Origin of the sequence: Oscillibacter ruminantium GH1 (genome assembly GCF_000307265.1) — a bacterium.
Lineage (GTDB): Bacteria > Bacillota > Clostridia > Oscillospirales > Oscillospiraceae > Oscillibacter > Oscillibacter ruminantium.
The window spans coordinates 310,764-327,917 of record NZ_DF158898.1 but is presented as its reverse complement, the minus strand read 5'-3'; the positions used below and the strand labels follow the sequence as shown (position 1 = coordinate 327,917).

Below are 17,154 nucleotides of genomic sequence, written 5' to 3'. Positions count from 1 at the left end.
GGATCGCACATTCCGATTGGCCCTTTCATATGCTAAAACGGAGGCGATTGTATGACTATGCTTGCGACCGTCCTTAGGATTGAACCGTCCAGAATTGTTGTCAGAGATTGCAGCACAAGACAGACGGTGATCGTCAACGTCTGCTGCACCTGTCACATCCGCCCCGGAGACTGTGTAAGAATCCAATATTCCGGCGTGATGACGATGAGTATTCCACCGCAGATCCCTTCCGCACATGTGCGCGTGGTATGTCCCCGCATGTGCCGGAGGTGCGGACACCGTTAAACCCAACGGCCTAACCCAACGGCCTGCGGGGCGGCAGGCTGACTTGGGGGGATAATCATGAGTCCATGCGAATTAAACGCACTGATCGCAGCAATTGCAAATTACTTTTTTACCTCGATGCCTCAGGACCGCTTTCTCTGCCTTGCCGTCTTTTTGAACGAACTCAGTAAGACGATGCTCTCTATGCCGCTATATAAAGATCTGTGCAACCATGAAGGCAAATTCCATCCCTGAATTTCTCCCCGTTCCGCGCTCAACCGTCCCCTAACCGGGACGGTTTCTATTTTTTGCGGTCGGAAACCGACGCATCCATATCTCGATCTCGCTTTGGCACATCGTTACCCGCTGTGTCCTCCGGCGTTTTTCGCACGCGAAATACCGCCTGCCCTCGAAGCATTGCGTTCAGGTATGTAACCCTCAGCGCTGCGCCCACCGCATCCCGCTGTTCCTTTGGCAGGGTGTCAATGTTCACTTCCTGCCCGTCCATAGTCACAAATGCCTCTGTCTGGATAGGCGCTTGATTGCGCTTCGCCATAGCTCTGCCTCCCCGCCGCGGTAAATTCGGCCTCCACTCCCCTGTCATTTCTGTTACTCTATGGCTTGTCGGACTGTTCTATGCCATGCCGCACACCACCGTCGAATAACAGCCTGTTTAAATACCGGCCCACCCTGCCGCAATCATTTTTCAGCGCGTTTCCTTTGGGCTGTTCTGAAGCAGCGGAACATAAAGATGGGAGTGTAGGGCCAGAGAATCTGACGGCGCAAAAAGACTTCCTCCCGCAGACGGTCGGCTCGGGAATCTGAAACAGAGGTGTATCCAATGTCCGAAAACAGAAAAATCGCCGCTGCGTATATCCGCGTCAGCACGGAGGAGCAGGTGGAACTATCCCCCGCCAGCCAGTTGTTGGAGATTCGGAAATGGGCGGCAAAGAACGGCTGGACAGTACCGGAGAAATACGTATTCGTGGACGAGGGCATTTCCGGACGCAAGGTTACGGGCCGGGATGCGTTCCGGCGGCTGATTGGCACGGCAAAGACAAAGCCCAAGCCCTTTGACGCAATTCTTCTCTGGAAATTCTCCCGTTTCGCCCGAAACCGGGACGACGCGGTGTTTTATAAATCCGTTTTGCGCAAGCAACTGCACATTGAGGTAGTCTCCATCAGCGAGCCCATTGCCGAAGGGAAGCTGGGCATCCTCATGGAGGCGCTGATCGAGGCTATGGACGAATATTACTCCATCAATCTAGCCGAGGAGGTCAAACGCGGGATGGAAGAAAAGCACCGGCGTGGAGAGCTGCAATCCAATCCCTCCTTTGGCTATGCGGCAGAAAATAATATACTGGTTTCAAAAGAGCCTGAGGCCATTTATCTGAAAGAAATATTCCGCCGCTTCTGCGCCGGCGAGGGAACTTATTCCATCGCCATATGGCTCAATTCCGTGGGCGTGCGGACACACCGGGGAAACCTATTTGAAAATCGGACGGTGGAATACATCCTCCGCAATCCGGTCTATATCGGAAAGCTCCGCTGGAACCCCTCCGGCATTTCCCGCCGCGACTTCACAGACCCCGGCGTGGTCCTATCCGATGGCAGGCATGAACCTCTGATCGACCTGGACACTTGGAATACCGCTCAATCCCGCATGGCAGAGTTAAAAGCTGCGTGGAAATACCACGGTCGTCCGCCGGAGTGCGGCAGGGACTGGATTTCGGGGCTGATTCGCTGCGCATCCTGCGGTTCGACTATGATCTTTGCAAAGCCGCACTACTGGAAATGCAACGGGTATGTCCGGGGAACGTGTCGGATCTCTCAGCATGTATCGTCCGAGCTTTTAAAGGATGCCGTCATCCGCCGTTTGCAGCTGGATCTTTCGTCTGACCTCCCTATTGATTTTGAGGCGATCCGCGCAAAGGACAGCGGCGAGGCGGAATTAAACGCTCTGCGCACTCAGCGCGATGCGTTGGCGCGGCGGCTTGACCGTCTGCGGGACGCATATCTATCCGGTACGGATTCATTGGAGGAATATCGGGATGCAAAGGAAGCCACACAGCAAAAGCTGACTGAAATCTCCATGCAGATCGAAGAGGCTGAAGAGAAGAATGCCGTGTCAGGTACTTCCTGCGCAGCGGAAGAATCCGCCAAGACCGCCCTAAAAACCCTTCGCTGCGATGCCGCAGGCGTGGAACAGGCATACGAGGCCGCCCACGCTATCATCAACTATGCCACATGGGATAAGGCCAAAAATCTTCTCTGCATTCACTATCGACTCACTTTTTAGAAAAAACGCTATGGGGCCTTTTTACAGAAACACCCGGTTTCTTTTCGCAGTCTCTTGCAGTATGGTGGTCCGCATGGAGAGCTTGGTGCGTCATTGCGGTATCTGAGCCAGCGGTACTCCATGCCTTATCCGGAGTTGAAGGGTTTGCTGACCGATATCGGTACTGAGGAGCTGGGCCATCTTGAGATGGTGGGAACCATCGTCCATCAGCTGACACGGAATCTCAACGAGAAAGACGTGAAGGAAGGCGGCTTTGCCCCCTACTTCATCGACCACACCGCCTCTGTCTATCCCACTGCTGCCTCCGGTTCCCCTTGGAGCGCCGACGGCATTGCCGTTACCGGAGATACCATCGCCGATCTGACGGAAGATCTGGCAGCCGAGCAAAAGGCTCGCCTGACCTATGACAACATCCTGCGGCTTTCTGATGACCCGGACGTTACCGACGCCATTCGCTTCCTGCGGGCACGGGAAATCGTCCACTTCCAGCGCTTTGGCGAGGGTCTGCGTCTGGCCAAGGATCGCATGAACGAGAAAAATGTGTACTATATGAACCCGTCTTTCGACAAATAATCTGGTATACAACGCATGAAAGGTGGTATGGCTTTACAGCCATACCACCTTTTTTTATCGCAATGATTCTTTTTTGTAATTATTCCAGCATATGGGCAAACTCGTCCTCCGTCAGCACTGGAATGCCCAGTTCCTGCGCCTTTTGCAGTTTGCTTCCGGCGGCGTCTCCGGCCACTACATAGCTGGTTTTTTTTGAAACGGAGGTGGAAGCTTTTCCGCCTCTGGCCATGATCTCCGCTTCGGCGGCTTTCCGGTCAAACCGGGTCAGCGAGCCGGTGAGGACAAAGGTCATCCCTGTAAACCGATCATCAACCGCCTGCTCCGTGCAAGTCATGTTCACGCCTGCCCGGCGAAGTTTTTCCAGAAGATCCTGCGACTGAGGACTTGCCAGCCAGTCCAGAATGAACTGAGCTGTGACCGCACCCACATCGTCGATGGCAGTCAGCTCGTCCAAGGAGGCTCGCTCCAGTGCGTCCAGCGTCTTAAAGTGCAGAGCCAGCACCCGGCCCGCTTTCGCGCCCACCTGACGGATACCCAGCGCGTAGAGCAATTTTCCAAGATCGTTGGACTTAGACTTCTCGATAGCGGCCACGGCGTTGGCAGCGGACTTCTCCCCCATCCGGTCCAGTTGCGCAAAATCCTGCTCATTCAAGCTATACAGATCGGCGGCGGAGTGAATCAGACCGTTTTCGATCAGCTGCTGAAGCACGGCGGGGCCCAGTCCGTCGATGTCCATGGCATCCCGGCTGGCAAAGTGGGTAATATTACGCAGCAGCTGGGCGGGACACTCCGCGCCGGTGCAGCGCACAGCCACACCGTCCACATCCCGGGTCACCGGCGCACCGCAGACGGGACAGATTTTTGGCAGCTCATAGGGAACCGTCCCGACAGGACGTTTCGATAGATCCACCTCCACAATCTCAGGGATGATCTCACCCGCCTTCTGAACCAGCACAGTGTCCCCAATACGGATGTCCTTTTCCGTGATCTGATCCTGATTGTGAAGTGTGGCACTCTGGACGGTGGTCCCCGCCAAATGAACCGGAGCCAGCACCGCCCGGGGCGTCAAAACGCCGGTTCGGCCCACCTGAACCACAATATCCAACACGGTGGAGGGCTTTTGCTCGGGTGGGTATTTATAGGCGATGGCCCATTTGGGACATTTCACGGTACTGCCCAGCTGCTCCCGATCGGCAAGACGGTTGACCTTGATAACCGCACCGTCCATATCATAGGGGTAGTCCATCCGGCGCTCGTTGATATCCACGATCTCCTGCTGACAAGCCTCCACAGTGCGGAGCGTTCGGTGCGGAATGACCCGGAAATGCTGGCTTTCCAAATAATCCAGCGTTTCGGAATGCGTTTTAAACTCCCGTCCCTGTGCCAGCTGTAAATTGAAAATCTGAATGTCCAGCCGGCGTTGGGCGGCAATCTTGGGGTCCAATTGTCGTAGGGAACCGGCAGCGGCGTTTCGGGGATTGGCCATAAGGGGCTTGCCATCAATCTCCCGCTGCTGGTTGATCTCGTCGAACACAGAGCGGGCCATATAAACCTCACCCCGGACAATGAGTCGGGGCAGCTTTTCCGGCAGAGTCATGGGGATGGAGCGAACGGTACGCAGGTTTTCGGTTACATCCTCCCCCACCCGTCCGTCGCCCCGGGTAGCGCCGCTGACGAATATACCGTCCCGATACTCCAGAGCCACAGAGAGTCCGTCTACCTTGGGTTCCAAAGAGTATTCCACATCCGGTCCCAGAGTCTCCTCCATCCGGCGGCAGAAATCCTCCACCTCGGAAGCGGAGAACACATCCTGCAAGCTCTCCAGAGGCACCTCGTGGTGATAGGTCGCAAAGCCCGCCTTCAGCTTGTCGCCCACGCGCTGGGTGGGGGAATCCGGAGTGATCTCCTCCGGATGCTCCCGCTCCAGCTGCTGAAGGCGGCGGTTTTTCATGTCGTATTCATAATCCTGCATGGTGGGTTCATCCAGAACATAATAGCGGTATGCGTTCTCGTTGAGTTCGGAACGCAGCTGTTTCATTTCCTCCCGATAATCCATGGTTTCTTTCCTTTCGCGCGGCCCGCCCGGGGCTGAAATCGGGAGGTGGGCCTCCCTGTCAGTCTTTGTTAAGAATATACTCTTTGGCGTCTTCCGCCAACTCTCCGCTGGAATTGAAATAGGTATAGGTTTCCGGCACCGTACCCACGATGACCGTCTCCGCCACGGTGAATGCGTTGCTGACCTGCGTTGCCGTGCGAAAACCCGGCAGCAGAATCGCCACGGACACATCCACCTCAAGCAGAATCTGGTGCTTGGTCTGGTTGATGCCGGCGGAGACAAATTGGTTTGTCAGATGGGCGGTGGAGGACCCCACCGACTGCATTCGTACCGTCACCATAGGTCCTCGGCCAGCAAGAAGGTTCACGCCCGTGAGACTGCCCACGGGAATGGACAAATCCTTGGTGGATACCTCAGAGATGCGCTCCAAGACCACGTTGAGAATTTTGGATTGCAGCCGGTTAAACTCCGGCATGTTGCTCTTTACTGCCGTAATTTTCCCATCATTGTCCTTTTCAAAGGAGATTAGATCATCATATTTGATCTCACCACTGTCAATCGTTTCGTTCACAGCCTGCGTGACAATTCGGTTCACCATGTTGGTGACCCGCGTGGTGGCCAACTGGGTCAAAAGGTGCTTCATCTGCATGCCCGCCATCGTCATTGCCGCCGTTAGTCCCAGCAGCAACAATACTAGAACCAGCCGCGCCGCCGCCCGGCGGGTCAAAGGCCGCCGGTAGTACCGATATCCTCTCATAGAATCACCCCATCAAATGATTCTATGCGAGACGGGCTTTTCCTTATTTCAGTTCCTCCACCAGCTGCTTGAAGACCTTGCCCCGTTCCATGAAATTCTTGAACTGGTCAAAGGCCGCACAGGCCGGACTCAGCAGCACCACGTCGCCCTCGCCCGCCCGCTGAGAGGCGGTTTCCACGGCGGACTTGAAATCGGGGATGGTCATCATTTCGGGCTGGCCCTGATAGTTTGGCGCACTTTCCACGCAGGCACGGATTTTGTCCGCCGTGGCCCCGCAGAGGATCAACAGTTTCACGTGATCCACGATCTCCGGCCCCAACACATCAAAGGGAATATGCTTATCATAGCCTCCGGCGATCAAAATCACCTTTTCCGGGAAGGATCGCAGCCCTGCGATGGTGCGGGAGGGACTGGTACCGATCGAGTCGTTATAATACCGTGCGCCTCGGAGCGTCCGCACCAACTCAATGCGATGCTCCACCCCGGCAAAAGTCCGAGCCACATGACGCATGTCTTCGTCGGATACCAAGCCGTCCACGGCGGATATTGCCGCCATATAGTTTTCTACATTGTGAATGCCGGGAATCAGTATGTCCCCGGTTTTCATGACCTCCCGTTCCGCTCCGTTTTTTCGGGAGATGATCGCGTCTCCCCGCAGGAACACGCCCTCCTCCGGCTCAGACTGCCGGGAGAACAGGCGCATCCGACCCACGGCCCGGGCGGACTGCTCTGCCGTAATAGCGTTGTCGGCATTAAACACCGCAATGTCCTCAGGTGTTTGATGTGTAAAGATATTTTCCTTTGCAGAGATATACTCTGCCATGTCCCGGTGAACATCCAGATGGTTGGGCGCCAGATTGGTGATAACGGAGATGTGAGGGCTGCGCGTCATGGTCATCAGCTGAAAAGAGCTGAGTTCCAGCACAGCGTAATCCTCAGGAGCCATCTCTCCCGCCTCGCACAACAGCGGATGTCCGATATTTCCGCCCACATGGACGGTTTTCCCGGCGGCCTTCAAAAACTCCGCGATCAGGGTGGTGGTGGTGGTTTTTCCGTCGCTCCCGGTGACGGCAATCAACGTGCAGGGAGCCACCTGAAAGAAGACTTCCATTTCGGAGGTAATGACGCTCCCCCGATCCACCGCCGCCAGCAGCTCCGGCACATCCTGCCGCAGTCCCGGCGTGCGGAAAATGATGTCTTGTGTCAAATCTTTGAGATATCCATCTCCCAGCTTCAAAGAGACGCCCAGTGCCTCCAGCCGCTCGGCTTCACTGCCCAGCGCCTCCCGACTTTTCCGGTCACAGGCTGTGACCCGGATGCCGGACCTTGCCAGAAGTTCAATCAGCGGCGTATTGCTCACGCCGATACCCACGATGGCCACGGATTTGTCCTGAATGGACGCGATGTATTCCTGTAACGTCATAAGCGGTTCCTCCAAAAACGCCCGCAAGGGCGGAAAAATTACCTAAATAGTATACCTCAGCTTGTGAAAAATAGCAATGTGACCTCGCCAAAATTTACATTTGATCTCCCCGGTTGACAAGAGGCGAAAAGGCGGTTAAAATAGATAAGCAAGTAAAACAGACAGTCGCGTGGGCAGGCCGAAAGGCCGTCTATGAGGAAAGTCCGGGCTCCACAGGGCAAGGATAACGGGTAACGCCCGCCGAAGGCGACTTCAGGAAAAGTGCAACAGAGAGATACCGCCGTCTTTTACCGTTCCATGGCAGTTGATGCCGCGCCGGCTAGTACCGCTTTCGGGCGGGGCGCGGAGCAGTCGGTTTCCGTGGATCGGCAAAAGACGGTAAGGATGGAAAGGTGAGGTAAGAGCTCACCCGACGGCTGGAGACAGTCCGTCGCTGTAAACTCTATCCGGAGCAACACCGTGGGGAAGCAACAGGTCGGCCCGACCGCTTCCGGGAGGTGGCTTGAGCGCGTCGGCAACGGCGCGTCGAGATAGATGACTGTCAAATACAGAACCCGGCTTACAGTTTTGCTTGCGCTAAGATATAGTCCCGGCTGCGGAACACGCAGCCGGGACTTGTTCTTTTCTTTTACCGAAACCAGCGGACCCGCACTTCCCTCTGCGTTCAGCGTACCGCAGATTTCACAAAACACAACCAGCAGGTTACATCGAATCAAACAAACAAAATATTTGTTTATTACTTTTTTCAAATCCAGAAAAACGTTCCCGTAGTTTTCGGGGACGTCTTTATAGATTTGGAGGCTGATATCCGCGCACCGGCGGGGTTAGAAACCGGTTTCGTTTTTGCCCGCCTTGTACCTACCTGCTTTTCAATTATGCCCACCCTATTGTATGATTGAGTCACTTTCGGGTTTTCCGTTCCAAATATATTCCTGATGTTTCATAACTTTTTTAACAGATCACTTCTTCAAATGACCGGCTCTCTTCCAGAATATCGAACAATCCAATACTTTCAAGGACTTCTTCCATCTGTGATGCAAGAAAAATAGAAAGAGGGCGAAAACGTTTTGGATTGAGCTGAATTTTGTTTAAAAGCGCAGCAAAGTTGGAAACAAGGCATTGATTTTGAGACATATCGGAAATCCGATCCACAATCATCCCGTCAATGATACATGATATACCATAGGTTGTGTATATACTTCCCTCTTCACCTAATATATAGTTTTTTTCCATAGTATACACTTTTAGAGCCACGAAAACACCCTCTTTATTCAATTTTTGACAATATTAACATATTTTTATTAAGTTGGCAATCTTTTTTTATCTAAAATAAATTAATAATTTGTTAAAAACTTTAAATGGTGTGATAAGTCTTTTGTATATAAGTACCACTTATATACAAAAGACTTCGTTTCACTGTACGAGGTCTATTGAACCGGACTAACACCGCCTTGTCTGGTTTTCATAACAACTTTTTTATGCTTTTATCAGCTGGATTCATCTTAAATGTTATTTGGGTAACCATTTTTAGCAAAAAAACCGCCCTTTTATACGCATTTCCGCGTACAAAAGGGTGATTTTCCATGTTAGCCGTATTGTAATCGTTTTCACCGTTTATTTACTTTGTGCTTCAAGTGAGGTTGCCGAACAGTCTGAATCAGCACAGGAGCATGGAAAACAGATGCAATTTAGCTTCTTTCAGTCCTGCTCCCAGTTATGCCAGACGTTTTGAACATCGTCGTTGTCCTCCAGCATGTCGATGAGCTTCTCCATATTCTTCACGTCCCCTTCGCTGGAGAGGACCATGTAGTTCTGGGGTACCATCTCAATGTCGGCGTTGACAAAGCTGTATCCCTTCTCTTCCAGGGCCTTCACCACTCCGTTGAACGCGTCGGGGTCGGTGGTAATCTCCAGAGCCGGGCCGTCTGCCTCAAAATCTGCAGCGCCCGCTTCCAGCGCGTCCATCATAACGGTGTCTTCGTCCAGCTCACCGTCCTCGTTGTCGATGACGATGACGCCCTTCTTGTCAAAGGACCAGCTGACGCAGCCGGGAGCGCCCATGTTGCCGTTGCATTTGTCGAACGCATGGCGAACCTCCGGCGCGGTGCGCTGGCGGTTATCGGTCAGGGCGTCCACGATAACGGCCACGCCGCCGGGACCGTATCCCTCATAGGTGATGGATTCGAAGCTATCAGTATTGCCCGCGCCCAGAGCTTTGTCAATGGTGCGCTTGATATTTTCATTGGGCATATTCACGGCCTTGGCCTTGGCAATAACGGTGGCCAGACGGGAGTTGTTGTTGGGGTCGCCGCTGCCGCCGCCTTCTTTCACGGCCACGATGATCTCCTTGGCCACCTTGGTAAATGCCGCGGAACGTTTCGCGTCAGCCGCTCCCTTGGTCTTTTGAATGTTATGCCACTTGGAATGTCCAGACATATGTTTATTCTCCTTTGACGTAGTATTGTATAACTTCCCGATGGGAAGTTGATTTTTCAATGGAAAGCGATGGGAATTGCTTCTGTAAAAAGGATTGCAGCATCTGACAGACGGGATTCTCCGTTGGAAAGTGTCCCCCGTCAATCAGGTTGATTCCCTTCCCTGCCGCGTCTAAAAACGCGTGGTAGGTAAGGTCGGCCGTGACGAAGGTATCGCATCCGGCAGCGACTGCCGCGTCCGCGTATTCGCCGCAGGCCCCTCCGCCCACAGCCACGCGGAAGACTGGCTTTCCCGCGTCGGCATACCTCACACCGTTGCTTCCGAGAAGTTCAGAGACTTGCGCCGCAAAATCTCGCAGCGCCATAGGCATACTGAGATGCCCGATGCGGCCCAATCCATCGTCCAGAAACGGCCCAGGGTCCTCCAACCGGAGGGTATGGGCCAGCACATCGTTCACGCCGCCCTCTGCCACGTCCAGATTCGTATGCATACAGATCACGCTGATATTCGCCCGCGTCAACTTTCGCAACAACCGCCCCTGAGGCGTGTCGTCCCGCAAGGACTGCACCGGAAGCCACCGACAGTTCATGATGGGATGATGGGCCACGATCAACTCACAGCCCTTTTGGATGGCTTCGTCCGCCACAGATGGCGTGGCATCCAGTGCCACCAGAACGCGATGAATCTCCCCCGCCGGGTCGCCTACCAACAGGCCCACGTTGTCCCAATCCATCGCCCCGGCTCTAGGCGCAAGGTCGAATAGGCTTTTTTCAATTTCAAGTGCCGTTGGCATAACGCCACTCCTCCCATACTTCCAGCAATGATCCCATGATGTCCCGCAGCTGGTCTGCTTTTTTAGCAGCCTCGGGCCGATCTGTGCGGTTCAAGCCCGCCACTGCCGCCTGAAGCCGGAGAATCTGCTCCACCAGATATCGTCCGCCCAGCGGATCATGAGTCAGACATGCCCCGCCGTACAACTGTCCCAAGGATAGCGTCTGCGTTCCGGCGGCGGCCTCTATCACGGGGTACATGGTACCCCGATCCACCACCAGCTGTTCCCGAAAGATAGTGTATCCATTGGTGCTAAGAAACGCTCGCAGCTCCTCTGCCCGCGACTGGGGCTGGAGCAGCAGTGTGTGGTGTCCATCCGTCGTCCAAGGGGCAGCGGCCAGGATGGCGGCGATGTTTTCGCCACCCATTCCAGCGATGACCACCGTATCCGCCTCCTGCGGGCTGATTCCTGCCAGACCGTTGCACAGACGAAAAGTGATTTGGCCGTCCACATTGTATTGTTCGGCAGTCCTGCGCCCCCGGCTCAAAGGGCCGCTGCGCAGATCGCAGGCAATGGCGGAGCAAAGCCGTCCCTCAAGCATCAGCCAGACCGGCAGATACGCATGATCCGTGCCCACATCCACCAGAGTTGCGCCCTGAGGAACCCAGTCCGCCAGCAACTGAAGTCGGGCCGTCAGTTCCAGTTTTCGTCTGTTCATTTCGCGCTTCACTTCTCCTCAGCCCCGCTGTTCAGCGGAAATTAAACCTGCGCCGCAGCTTGGCGGCTGTTGACAAACGGAACGCATACGGGAAACCCGTATGCGTTCTGGCAGGCTTCCCCGAGGGCAAGCCTTATTCTGCGTCTTTGTTGGCTTCCTCGTTGACCAAAGTCAGCAGCTTGTCCACGTCGATGCCGTGGACCATGCAGGCTTCCTCCACAGTTTCGCCGCGGGAAGAGGGGCAGCCCAGACAATGCATACCGATGGAGAGGAAGATAGGCGCGGTCTGAGGAGCCACGTCCAAGATATCACCAATGATGGTGTCTTTTGTAATTTCAACCATGATTTTGCCTCCAAAATTAAGTTTTCAAGATCAGAGCCACAAATTATGCTATGGCTGACTTGAATTTTGCCACATCAAGGCTTTGTTATTATACCCCGCTTTCCTTCTGATTTCAAGAGATATTGGGGAGAAATTTCACAAAAACCGCCAAGTTCTTCCATTCTCTTGCCCAATTTACCGCATAAGCCGCTTTTTTCGCTCACAGCGAGTAGAAACGGCAAAAAAGATATAAAAAAAGGAACGCCCAAAAGGGCGTTCCTTTGAGATGACTTTCGTTATCTCTGCTCCTCGCGCATCTTGGCGAAGCACTCGCTGCAATACACGGGACGGTCAGACTTGGGCTCGAAGGGAACGCGAGCCTCGCCGCCGCAGGAAGCGCAAACAGCGGTGAAATACTCACGGGGACCGCGGGAAGCGGCCTTACGGGCATCGCGGCAGCCCTTGCAGCGCTGGGGCTCGTTCTGGAAGCCGCGCTCAGCGTAGAACTCCTGCTCACCAGCGGTGAACACGAACTCCTGACCACACTCTTTGCAAACTAAAGTCTTGTCTTCGTACATGATTTTACCCTCTCTTTGAAAAGAAAAATATATTGCGTTCAGCTCTTGCTGAAATCGCCGGAAAGAAGTTGCTGTGCCACCTTGCGACGGATCCGCTGCACAGCGTTGTCCACGGATTTGGGGGACTTGCCAACGGTTTCGGCAATTTCCCTACAAGATAGACCGTCCAGATAATACCCCAAAATCTTCGCTTCGAACTCGGACAGCTGTTTCCGGACACCAAACAAGAGACTGCTCGTGTGTTCCCTGTCGATCAGAAAATCTTCAGGACTGCGCTGCGTCAAATCCAGGGTGCCAAGGGTGTAGGAATCACTATCAAAGAAGGGTGTATCAAGAGAAACCGACTGGTTCAGAGGCATGTGCTTTCCGCGGGAAGCGGCGCGCAAAACTGAAAGCAGACGATTGCGGACACAGGTTTCGGCAAAAGTACGAAAAGAGGCTTCTTTTCCCCCGTCATATTCACGGACGGCTTTCATCAGCCCGATCATTCCCTCCTGCAGCAGATCCTCACTGTCGCCGCCGATCAAAAAGAACGGGCGGGCGCAGGAACGAACCAATCGGGTGTACTTGGAAACCAAGTGTTCTTCCGCCCGGCGATCTCCACCGGAGGCCCGAACACAAAGCTCCTCATCCGAGGGATCGTTCGTGCAGGAGAAATTAGATTCTTCGCATTTGCTCATATGCTATTATACCTTTTGAACACAAAATTTGTCAAGTGAAATATAAAATTCGTCAGATTTTTCTTTAAATATTTTTTAAAAGTTTGGCGAATATGCTTGATTACACTTGAATGGTTTTCACAAAATCGGCCAGCTTTTCGGCTGTTTCCTTGGCCTTTTCGGTGGTTTTTGCCTCCACCATGACGCGGATCAGCGCTTCCGTACCAGAGGGGCGCACCAGAATACGGCCCTGACCGCAAAGCGCCTCCTCTTCAGATTTCACAGCATCCTTCAGTGTCTGAGAGTCCATAATGGCCTCCTTCACGCCCCTCTGGTGGGAAACAGACACATTTACCAACTCCTGCGGGTACACCGGGCAAACCGCCGTCAACTCAGACGCCTTTTTGCCAGAGGTTTTCAAAACCTGCAAAAACTGCAGTGCGGTGACCTCTCCATCGCCGGTGGTTTCCAACTCCGTGAAAATTGTGTGGCCGGACTGTTCGCCTCCGATGCGATAATCATGCCGAAGCATTTCCTCCAATACGTTCCGATCCCCCACGTCGGTGCATACCAGGTCCAGCCCGCTGCTGCGGCAGAACTCGTGGAGGCCCAGATTGCTCATGACGGTGGCCACCACGGTGTTGCCGTTGAGCTTTCCACGGCGCTTCATATCCGCGGCGCACACTGCCATCACCTTGTCACCGTCAATTTCGCCGCCGGCTTCGTCCACCAGCAGACACCGGTCCGCGTCCCCGTCAAAAGCCACACCCACGTCGTATCTGCCTTTGACCACCGCCGCAGCCAAATCCTTTAAATGGGTGGAACCGCAATGGTTGTTGATGTTCAGTCCGTCGGGCTGGGTATGGATGAAATCCGTGTGGGCCTTGAACCGGCCAAACAGCTCCGGCGCGGTGGCGCTGGCCGCGCCGTTGGCGCAGTCCGCCAAAATGCGCAGACCCGCCAAATCGCTCTCCACAGTCCCCGCCACAAAATCGATATAATCCCGCTTCAGCTGACGCATTCCGTGATGCCGCCGGCCAATCTCGTCCCGGGTGCGGGATTTCATGGGCGCGTCGGACAAAATTTTCTCCTCCACCCGGCGCTCCACTTCATCGCTGAGCTTGTATCCCTGCGCGTTGAAGACCTTGATACCGTTATGCTCAAAGGGGTTGTGGGACGCGGAAACCACGATGCCCGCATCGCCCCGCTCCTGCACGGTTAGATATGCCACGGCGGGGGTAGGGATGGTTCCCAGCGGCTTCACGTCTCCGCCTACGTCGCAGATGCCTGCCATCAGGGCGGATTCCAGCATATCGGAGGAAATGCGGGTGTCCTTGCCAATCAAAATGACCGGGCGGCGGCCCAAGTCCTCCATCAGTACGGCGGCGATGGCCTGCCCCACGCGAAACGCCTCCTGCGCGGTCAGGTTTTCACCCACCACACCGCGAATTCCGTCGGTCCCAAACAGTTTGCCCATATTCAATCTACCTCATTTATTCAAAATCAGAATGTAAGCTGTTCCGGCGTGTCTGTCCCACCGGGAACGGACAGTCCCAAATGGCTGTATGCCCGATGGGTTACGCAGCGACCTCGGGGAGTACGGGTTAAAAAACCCAACTGCATCAGATACGGTTCGTAAACATCTTCCAGCGTCACGGCTTCTTCCCCAATGGTGGCCGCCAGCGTCTCCAGTCCCACCGGCCCGCCGCTGTAATTGGCGATGATGGCGGTGAGCATCCGGCGATCCACAGAGTCAAGCCCCAGATGGTCCACTTCCAGCGCGCACAGCGCTTGATCTGCCACGGCACGGGTGATGGTGCCGTCGGCTTTCACCTGCGCAAAATCCCGGACCCGACGGAGCATTCGATTTGCGATTCGGGGCGTGCCCCGGCTGCGCTTTGCAATCTCCAGCGCACCGGTATCCTCAATGGGAACGCCTAAAATCCCGGCGCTGCGCTTGACGATCAAGGACAGTTCCTCCGGAGAGTACAGCTCCAGCCGCAGCGTTACACCAAAACGATCCCGCAGCGGCGCGGAGAGCTGGCCCGCCCGGGTGGTGGCCCCAATCAGTGTGAATTTGGGCAAATCCAGCCGGATGGAGTTGGCGGAAGGACCTTTGCCCACGATGATGTCCAGCGCGTAGTCCTCCATGGCGGGGTACAAAATCTCCTCCACGGAGCGGTTCAGCCGATGAATCTCGTCCACAAATAAGATGTCGTTCTCCGCCAGGTTGGTCAGCAGCGCCGCCAAATCGCCGGGCTTTTCGATGGCGGGACCAGAGGTGATCCGGATGTTGACTCCCATCTCGGCGGCGATAATGCCTGCCAGCGTGGTTTTGCCGAGGCCCGGAGGGCCATGAAGCAAAACGTGATCCAGTGGTTCCGTTCGCTGCTTGGCAGCAGTGATAAAAATGGACAGATTCTCCTTGGCCTTCTCCTGTCCAATATATTCGTTCAGGGTCTTTGGGCGCAGAGTCACCTCGCCGCTGTCCTCCTCCAAAAAGGTCTTAGCGACAATGGGTTCCTCATAAATGTCGTTTCCAAAATCAATGCTCAACTGCTCACTTCCTCTAAATCAAAGCGGCTGTATCTGAATAGGATTTTAACTTTACAGACCTTCCGCCATCTCTCTTACACAGTCTAAAAATGCTTCCTCTCCCCAAGTGTTAACCTTAAAAAACACCGCTTGACTTCCACCCGAGGTGATAGCGGAGAGGAACAAGTCTGTTCCGTTACCCAGCAATGTCAGGTTCAGGCTGACCCGGTTGCCGCCGATGTAGCTGTACCGCTCGTAGACCCGGACCGCGCAGCGCACGTCGCCTGCACCGTAGTTGCTGCCGTCCTCATAGGTAGCAGACATGCTGCCACGTAAAATTCCGTCGTGGAGGATATTCAGAACGCGGTCAAACTCACCTTGGAGCCGACGCTCATATTTCGCCATAGGCCATTCTCCTCTCTTCCCCGCCAGTCAGAGATGCGGCGAACCGCCGCATCAAGACCGCACCATCTTCTTCAGACATGCCCGGATAATTTCCTCCAGAGGCAGCGACTCCGCGTCCACACCTTTCAGCGCCGCCGCAACCTCCGCCGTGGAATAGCCCAAGACTGCCAACGCGGCAGCGGCCTCCGCGGCCTTGCTTGTAAAGTGAATCGACTTTCCTGCGCTCTCACCGCCTATGGTCAAACTACCTCCAGCAGTACTCTCCTTCGCCATTTTGTCCTTCAGTTCCAAGATAATGCGCTGGGCAATTTTTTTGCCGATGCCGGGGGCCACGGTCAGCGCCTTTTCGTCTCCGGTAATGATGGACATTGCCAGAGTCTCCGGTGTAGAGACGGACAGGATAGCCAGCGCCGCCTTGGGGCCGACACCGGACACGCCGATCAGCATTTTAAAGCTGTTCAATTCGCTGACTGTTCCGAAGCCAAACAAACCAAAGGCGTTCTCCGCCACATGAAGGTAAGTATACAGCTTCGCCCTCTCCCCCTTTTTCAGAGCAGAGAGGGTGTTGCTGGTGGTAGCACAGGCATATCCCACGCCGCCGCAGTCGATCACCGCCAAATTCGGCTGTACTTCTGCCACGGTGCCATTCAGATAGTAAAACATAGGGCCTCCTTTTGCTTTTTGAACGCTCCGTAAAAAAATCAGATCGTCTCTTTCACATCGCTCATCTGTGGGAGCCGTGAAGTAAAACTCCTTGCATGGCAAAGGGCCAAAGCCAGTGCATCGGCAGCATCATCCGGCCGGGGAACGGCCTTCAGGTTCAAAAGCCGACGGGTCATATCCATGACCTGACGCTTTTCCGCTTTGCCGTAGCCCACCACGGCCATCTTTACCTGCGACGGCGTATATTCATACAGCGGTACGCCGCACTTTTCCGCCGCCAGCAAAATCACACCCCGCCCGTGGGCCACAGCGATGCCGGTAGTAATATTGTTGTTAAAAAACAGCTCCTCGATAGAAATAACCTCTGGCTTCAACTGGTCGATCAGTGATTCCATGTCGTTGGAAATTTGGTAGAGCCGTTTGGAAAGAGGCAGTCCGGCAGGGGTGGTGATCACTCCGTAGGTCACCATATGCGCCTTCATCCGGTCGGCCTCCACCAGCCCGAAGCCGATGGTGGCAATACCGGGGTCGATACCCAATATCCGCATGACACCCCCCTTTCGCACAATTAAAGTCATTATAGCAAATTGTCCTCCCAAGCGCAACCGAAAAAAAGGAACGTCTGTTTCCAGACGTTCCCAGCTTTTTCAATAGATCGACCTGTTCCGCATTTTTCGCCTGCCTTGCAGTCCAA

At 54.5% G+C, this 17,154-nt stretch carries 18 protein-coding genes and 1 other RNA gene; 3 read left to right on the top strand and 16 right to left on the bottom strand.

Annotation, left to right across the window (positions count from 1 at the left end; all coding sequences use genetic code 11):
- Positions 1-565: 565 nt before the first annotated feature.
- Positions 566-820, bottom strand: a complete 255-nt coding sequence (locus tag ON16_RS09240) for a hypothetical protein (protein ID WP_040661386.1) — start codon at positions 818-820, stop codon at positions 566-568.
- Positions 821-1,105: 285 nt separating this feature from the next.
- On the opposite strand from ON16_RS09240, the gene ON16_RS09235 reads away from it, so the two are divergent.
- Both ON16_RS09235 and ON16_RS09230 read left to right on the top strand, forming a co-directional pair.
- The gene (locus ON16_RS09235) at positions 1,106-2,563 is read left to right on the top strand and encodes a recombinase family protein (protein ID WP_051131656.1); all 1,458 of its coding nucleotides are present in this window, start codon (positions 1,106-1,108) and stop codon (positions 2,561-2,563) included.
- A 54-nt stretch (positions 2,564-2,617) separates the two neighbouring features.
- Entirely contained in the window at positions 2,618-3,136 is a 519-nt protein-coding gene (locus ON16_RS09230) for a manganese catalase family protein (protein WP_051131655.1), read from the top strand.
- 79 nt (positions 3,137-3,215) lie between these two features.
- Here the strand turns inward: ON16_RS09230 and ligA are convergent, their stop codons facing one another.
- Genes ligA through murD form a run of 3 tightly spaced genes read right to left on the bottom strand, consistent with a single transcriptional unit; the run spans position 3,216 to position 7,372 of the window.
- The gene (ligA, locus tag ON16_RS09225) at positions 3,216-5,192 is read right to left on the bottom strand and encodes an NAD-dependent DNA ligase LigA (protein ID WP_040661383.1); all 1,977 of its coding nucleotides are present in this window, start codon (positions 5,190-5,192) and stop codon (positions 3,216-3,218) included.
- A gap of 58 nt (positions 5,193-5,250) precedes the next feature.
- Positions 5,251-5,949 (bottom strand): sporulation protein YunB, encoded by a 699-nt coding sequence (yunB, locus tag ON16_RS09220; protein ID WP_040661381.1) that lies wholly within the window; start codon positions 5,947-5,949, stop codon positions 5,251-5,253.
- 43 nt (positions 5,950-5,992) lie between these two features.
- Positions 5,993-7,372: a UDP-N-acetylmuramoyl-L-alanine--D-glutamate ligase gene (gene murD / locus ON16_RS09215; protein WP_040661380.1), complete on the bottom strand. Its 1,380-nt coding sequence runs from the start codon at positions 7,370-7,372 to the stop codon at positions 5,993-5,995.
- Positions 7,373-7,521: 149 nt separating this feature from the next.
- Here murD and rnpB point away from each other — a divergent pair.
- An RNA gene (gene rnpB / locus ON16_RS15050) (RNase P RNA component class A) lies at positions 7,522-7,950 on the top strand.
- 373 nt (positions 7,951-8,323) lie between these two features.
- Here rnpB and ON16_RS09210 read toward each other — a convergent pair.
- The 12 genes from ON16_RS09210 to ruvC form a co-directional block, all read right to left on the bottom strand.
- Positions 8,324-8,605 (bottom strand): hypothetical protein, encoded by a 282-nt coding sequence (locus tag ON16_RS09210; RefSeq protein ID WP_144032076.1) that lies wholly within the window; start codon positions 8,603-8,605, stop codon positions 8,324-8,326.
- Positions 8,606-9,070: 465 nt separating this feature from the next.
- A complete protein-coding gene (locus ON16_RS09205) occupies positions 9,071-9,808 on the bottom strand; it encodes a YebC/PmpR family DNA-binding transcriptional regulator (protein ID WP_040661378.1) in 738 nt (245 codons plus the stop codon).
- Positions 9,809-9,812: 4 nt separating this feature from the next.
- On the bottom strand, positions 9,813-10,601 hold the full coding sequence (locus ON16_RS09200; RefSeq protein WP_040661376.1) for a Nif3-like dinuclear metal center hexameric protein: 789 nt from the start codon (positions 10,599-10,601) through the stop codon (positions 9,813-9,815).
- A complete protein-coding gene (locus ON16_RS09195; RefSeq protein WP_040661375.1) occupies positions 10,585-11,298 on the bottom strand; it encodes a tRNA (adenine(22)-N(1))-methyltransferase in 714 nt (237 codons plus the stop codon). Before ON16_RS09195 ends, ON16_RS09200 begins: the two co-directional genes overlap by 17 nt.
- 133 nt (positions 11,299-11,431) lie before the next feature.
- Positions 11,432-11,641 carry a DUF1858 domain-containing protein gene (locus tag ON16_RS09190; RefSeq protein ID WP_040661374.1) on the bottom strand — a complete coding sequence of 70 codons (210 nt, stop codon included), beginning with the start codon at positions 11,639-11,641 and terminating at the stop codon, positions 11,432-11,434.
- A 275-nt stretch (positions 11,642-11,916) separates the two neighbouring features.
- Complete coding sequence (locus ON16_RS09185; protein WP_040661373.1) at positions 11,917-12,198, bottom strand: zinc-ribbon domain containing protein; 282 nt, start codon at positions 12,196-12,198, stop codon at positions 11,917-11,919.
- 38 nt (positions 12,199-12,236) lie between these two features.
- Positions 12,237-12,878 carry a sigma-70 family RNA polymerase sigma factor gene (locus tag ON16_RS09180; RefSeq protein WP_040661372.1) on the bottom strand — a complete coding sequence of 214 codons (642 nt, stop codon included), beginning with the start codon at positions 12,876-12,878 and terminating at the stop codon, positions 12,237-12,239.
- Between the two features lie 100 nt (positions 12,879-12,978).
- Positions 12,979-14,334: a phosphoglucosamine mutase gene (gene glmM, locus ON16_RS09175; RefSeq protein WP_040661371.1), complete on the bottom strand. Its 1,356-nt coding sequence runs from the start codon at positions 14,332-14,334 to the stop codon at positions 12,979-12,981.
- Positions 14,335-14,360: 26 nt separating this feature from the next.
- A complete protein-coding gene (ruvB, locus tag ON16_RS09170; RefSeq protein WP_040661370.1) occupies positions 14,361-15,413 on the bottom strand; it encodes a Holliday junction branch migration DNA helicase RuvB in 1,053 nt (350 codons plus the stop codon).
- 51 nt (positions 15,414-15,464) lie between these two features.
- Positions 15,465-15,797, bottom strand: coding sequence for a DUF6054 family protein (locus ON16_RS09165; RefSeq protein WP_040661369.1), 333 nt, complete (start codon positions 15,795-15,797; stop codon positions 15,465-15,467).
- Positions 15,798-15,848: 51 nt separating this feature from the next.
- A complete protein-coding gene (gene ruvA / locus ON16_RS09160; protein ID WP_040661368.1) occupies positions 15,849-16,460 on the bottom strand; it encodes a Holliday junction branch migration protein RuvA in 612 nt (203 codons plus the stop codon).
- A 38-nt stretch (positions 16,461-16,498) separates the two neighbouring features.
- Entirely contained in the window at positions 16,499-17,008 is a 510-nt protein-coding gene (gene ruvC / locus ON16_RS09155) for a crossover junction endodeoxyribonuclease RuvC (protein ID WP_040661367.1), read from the bottom strand.
- Positions 17,009-17,154 lie beyond the last annotated feature (146 nt).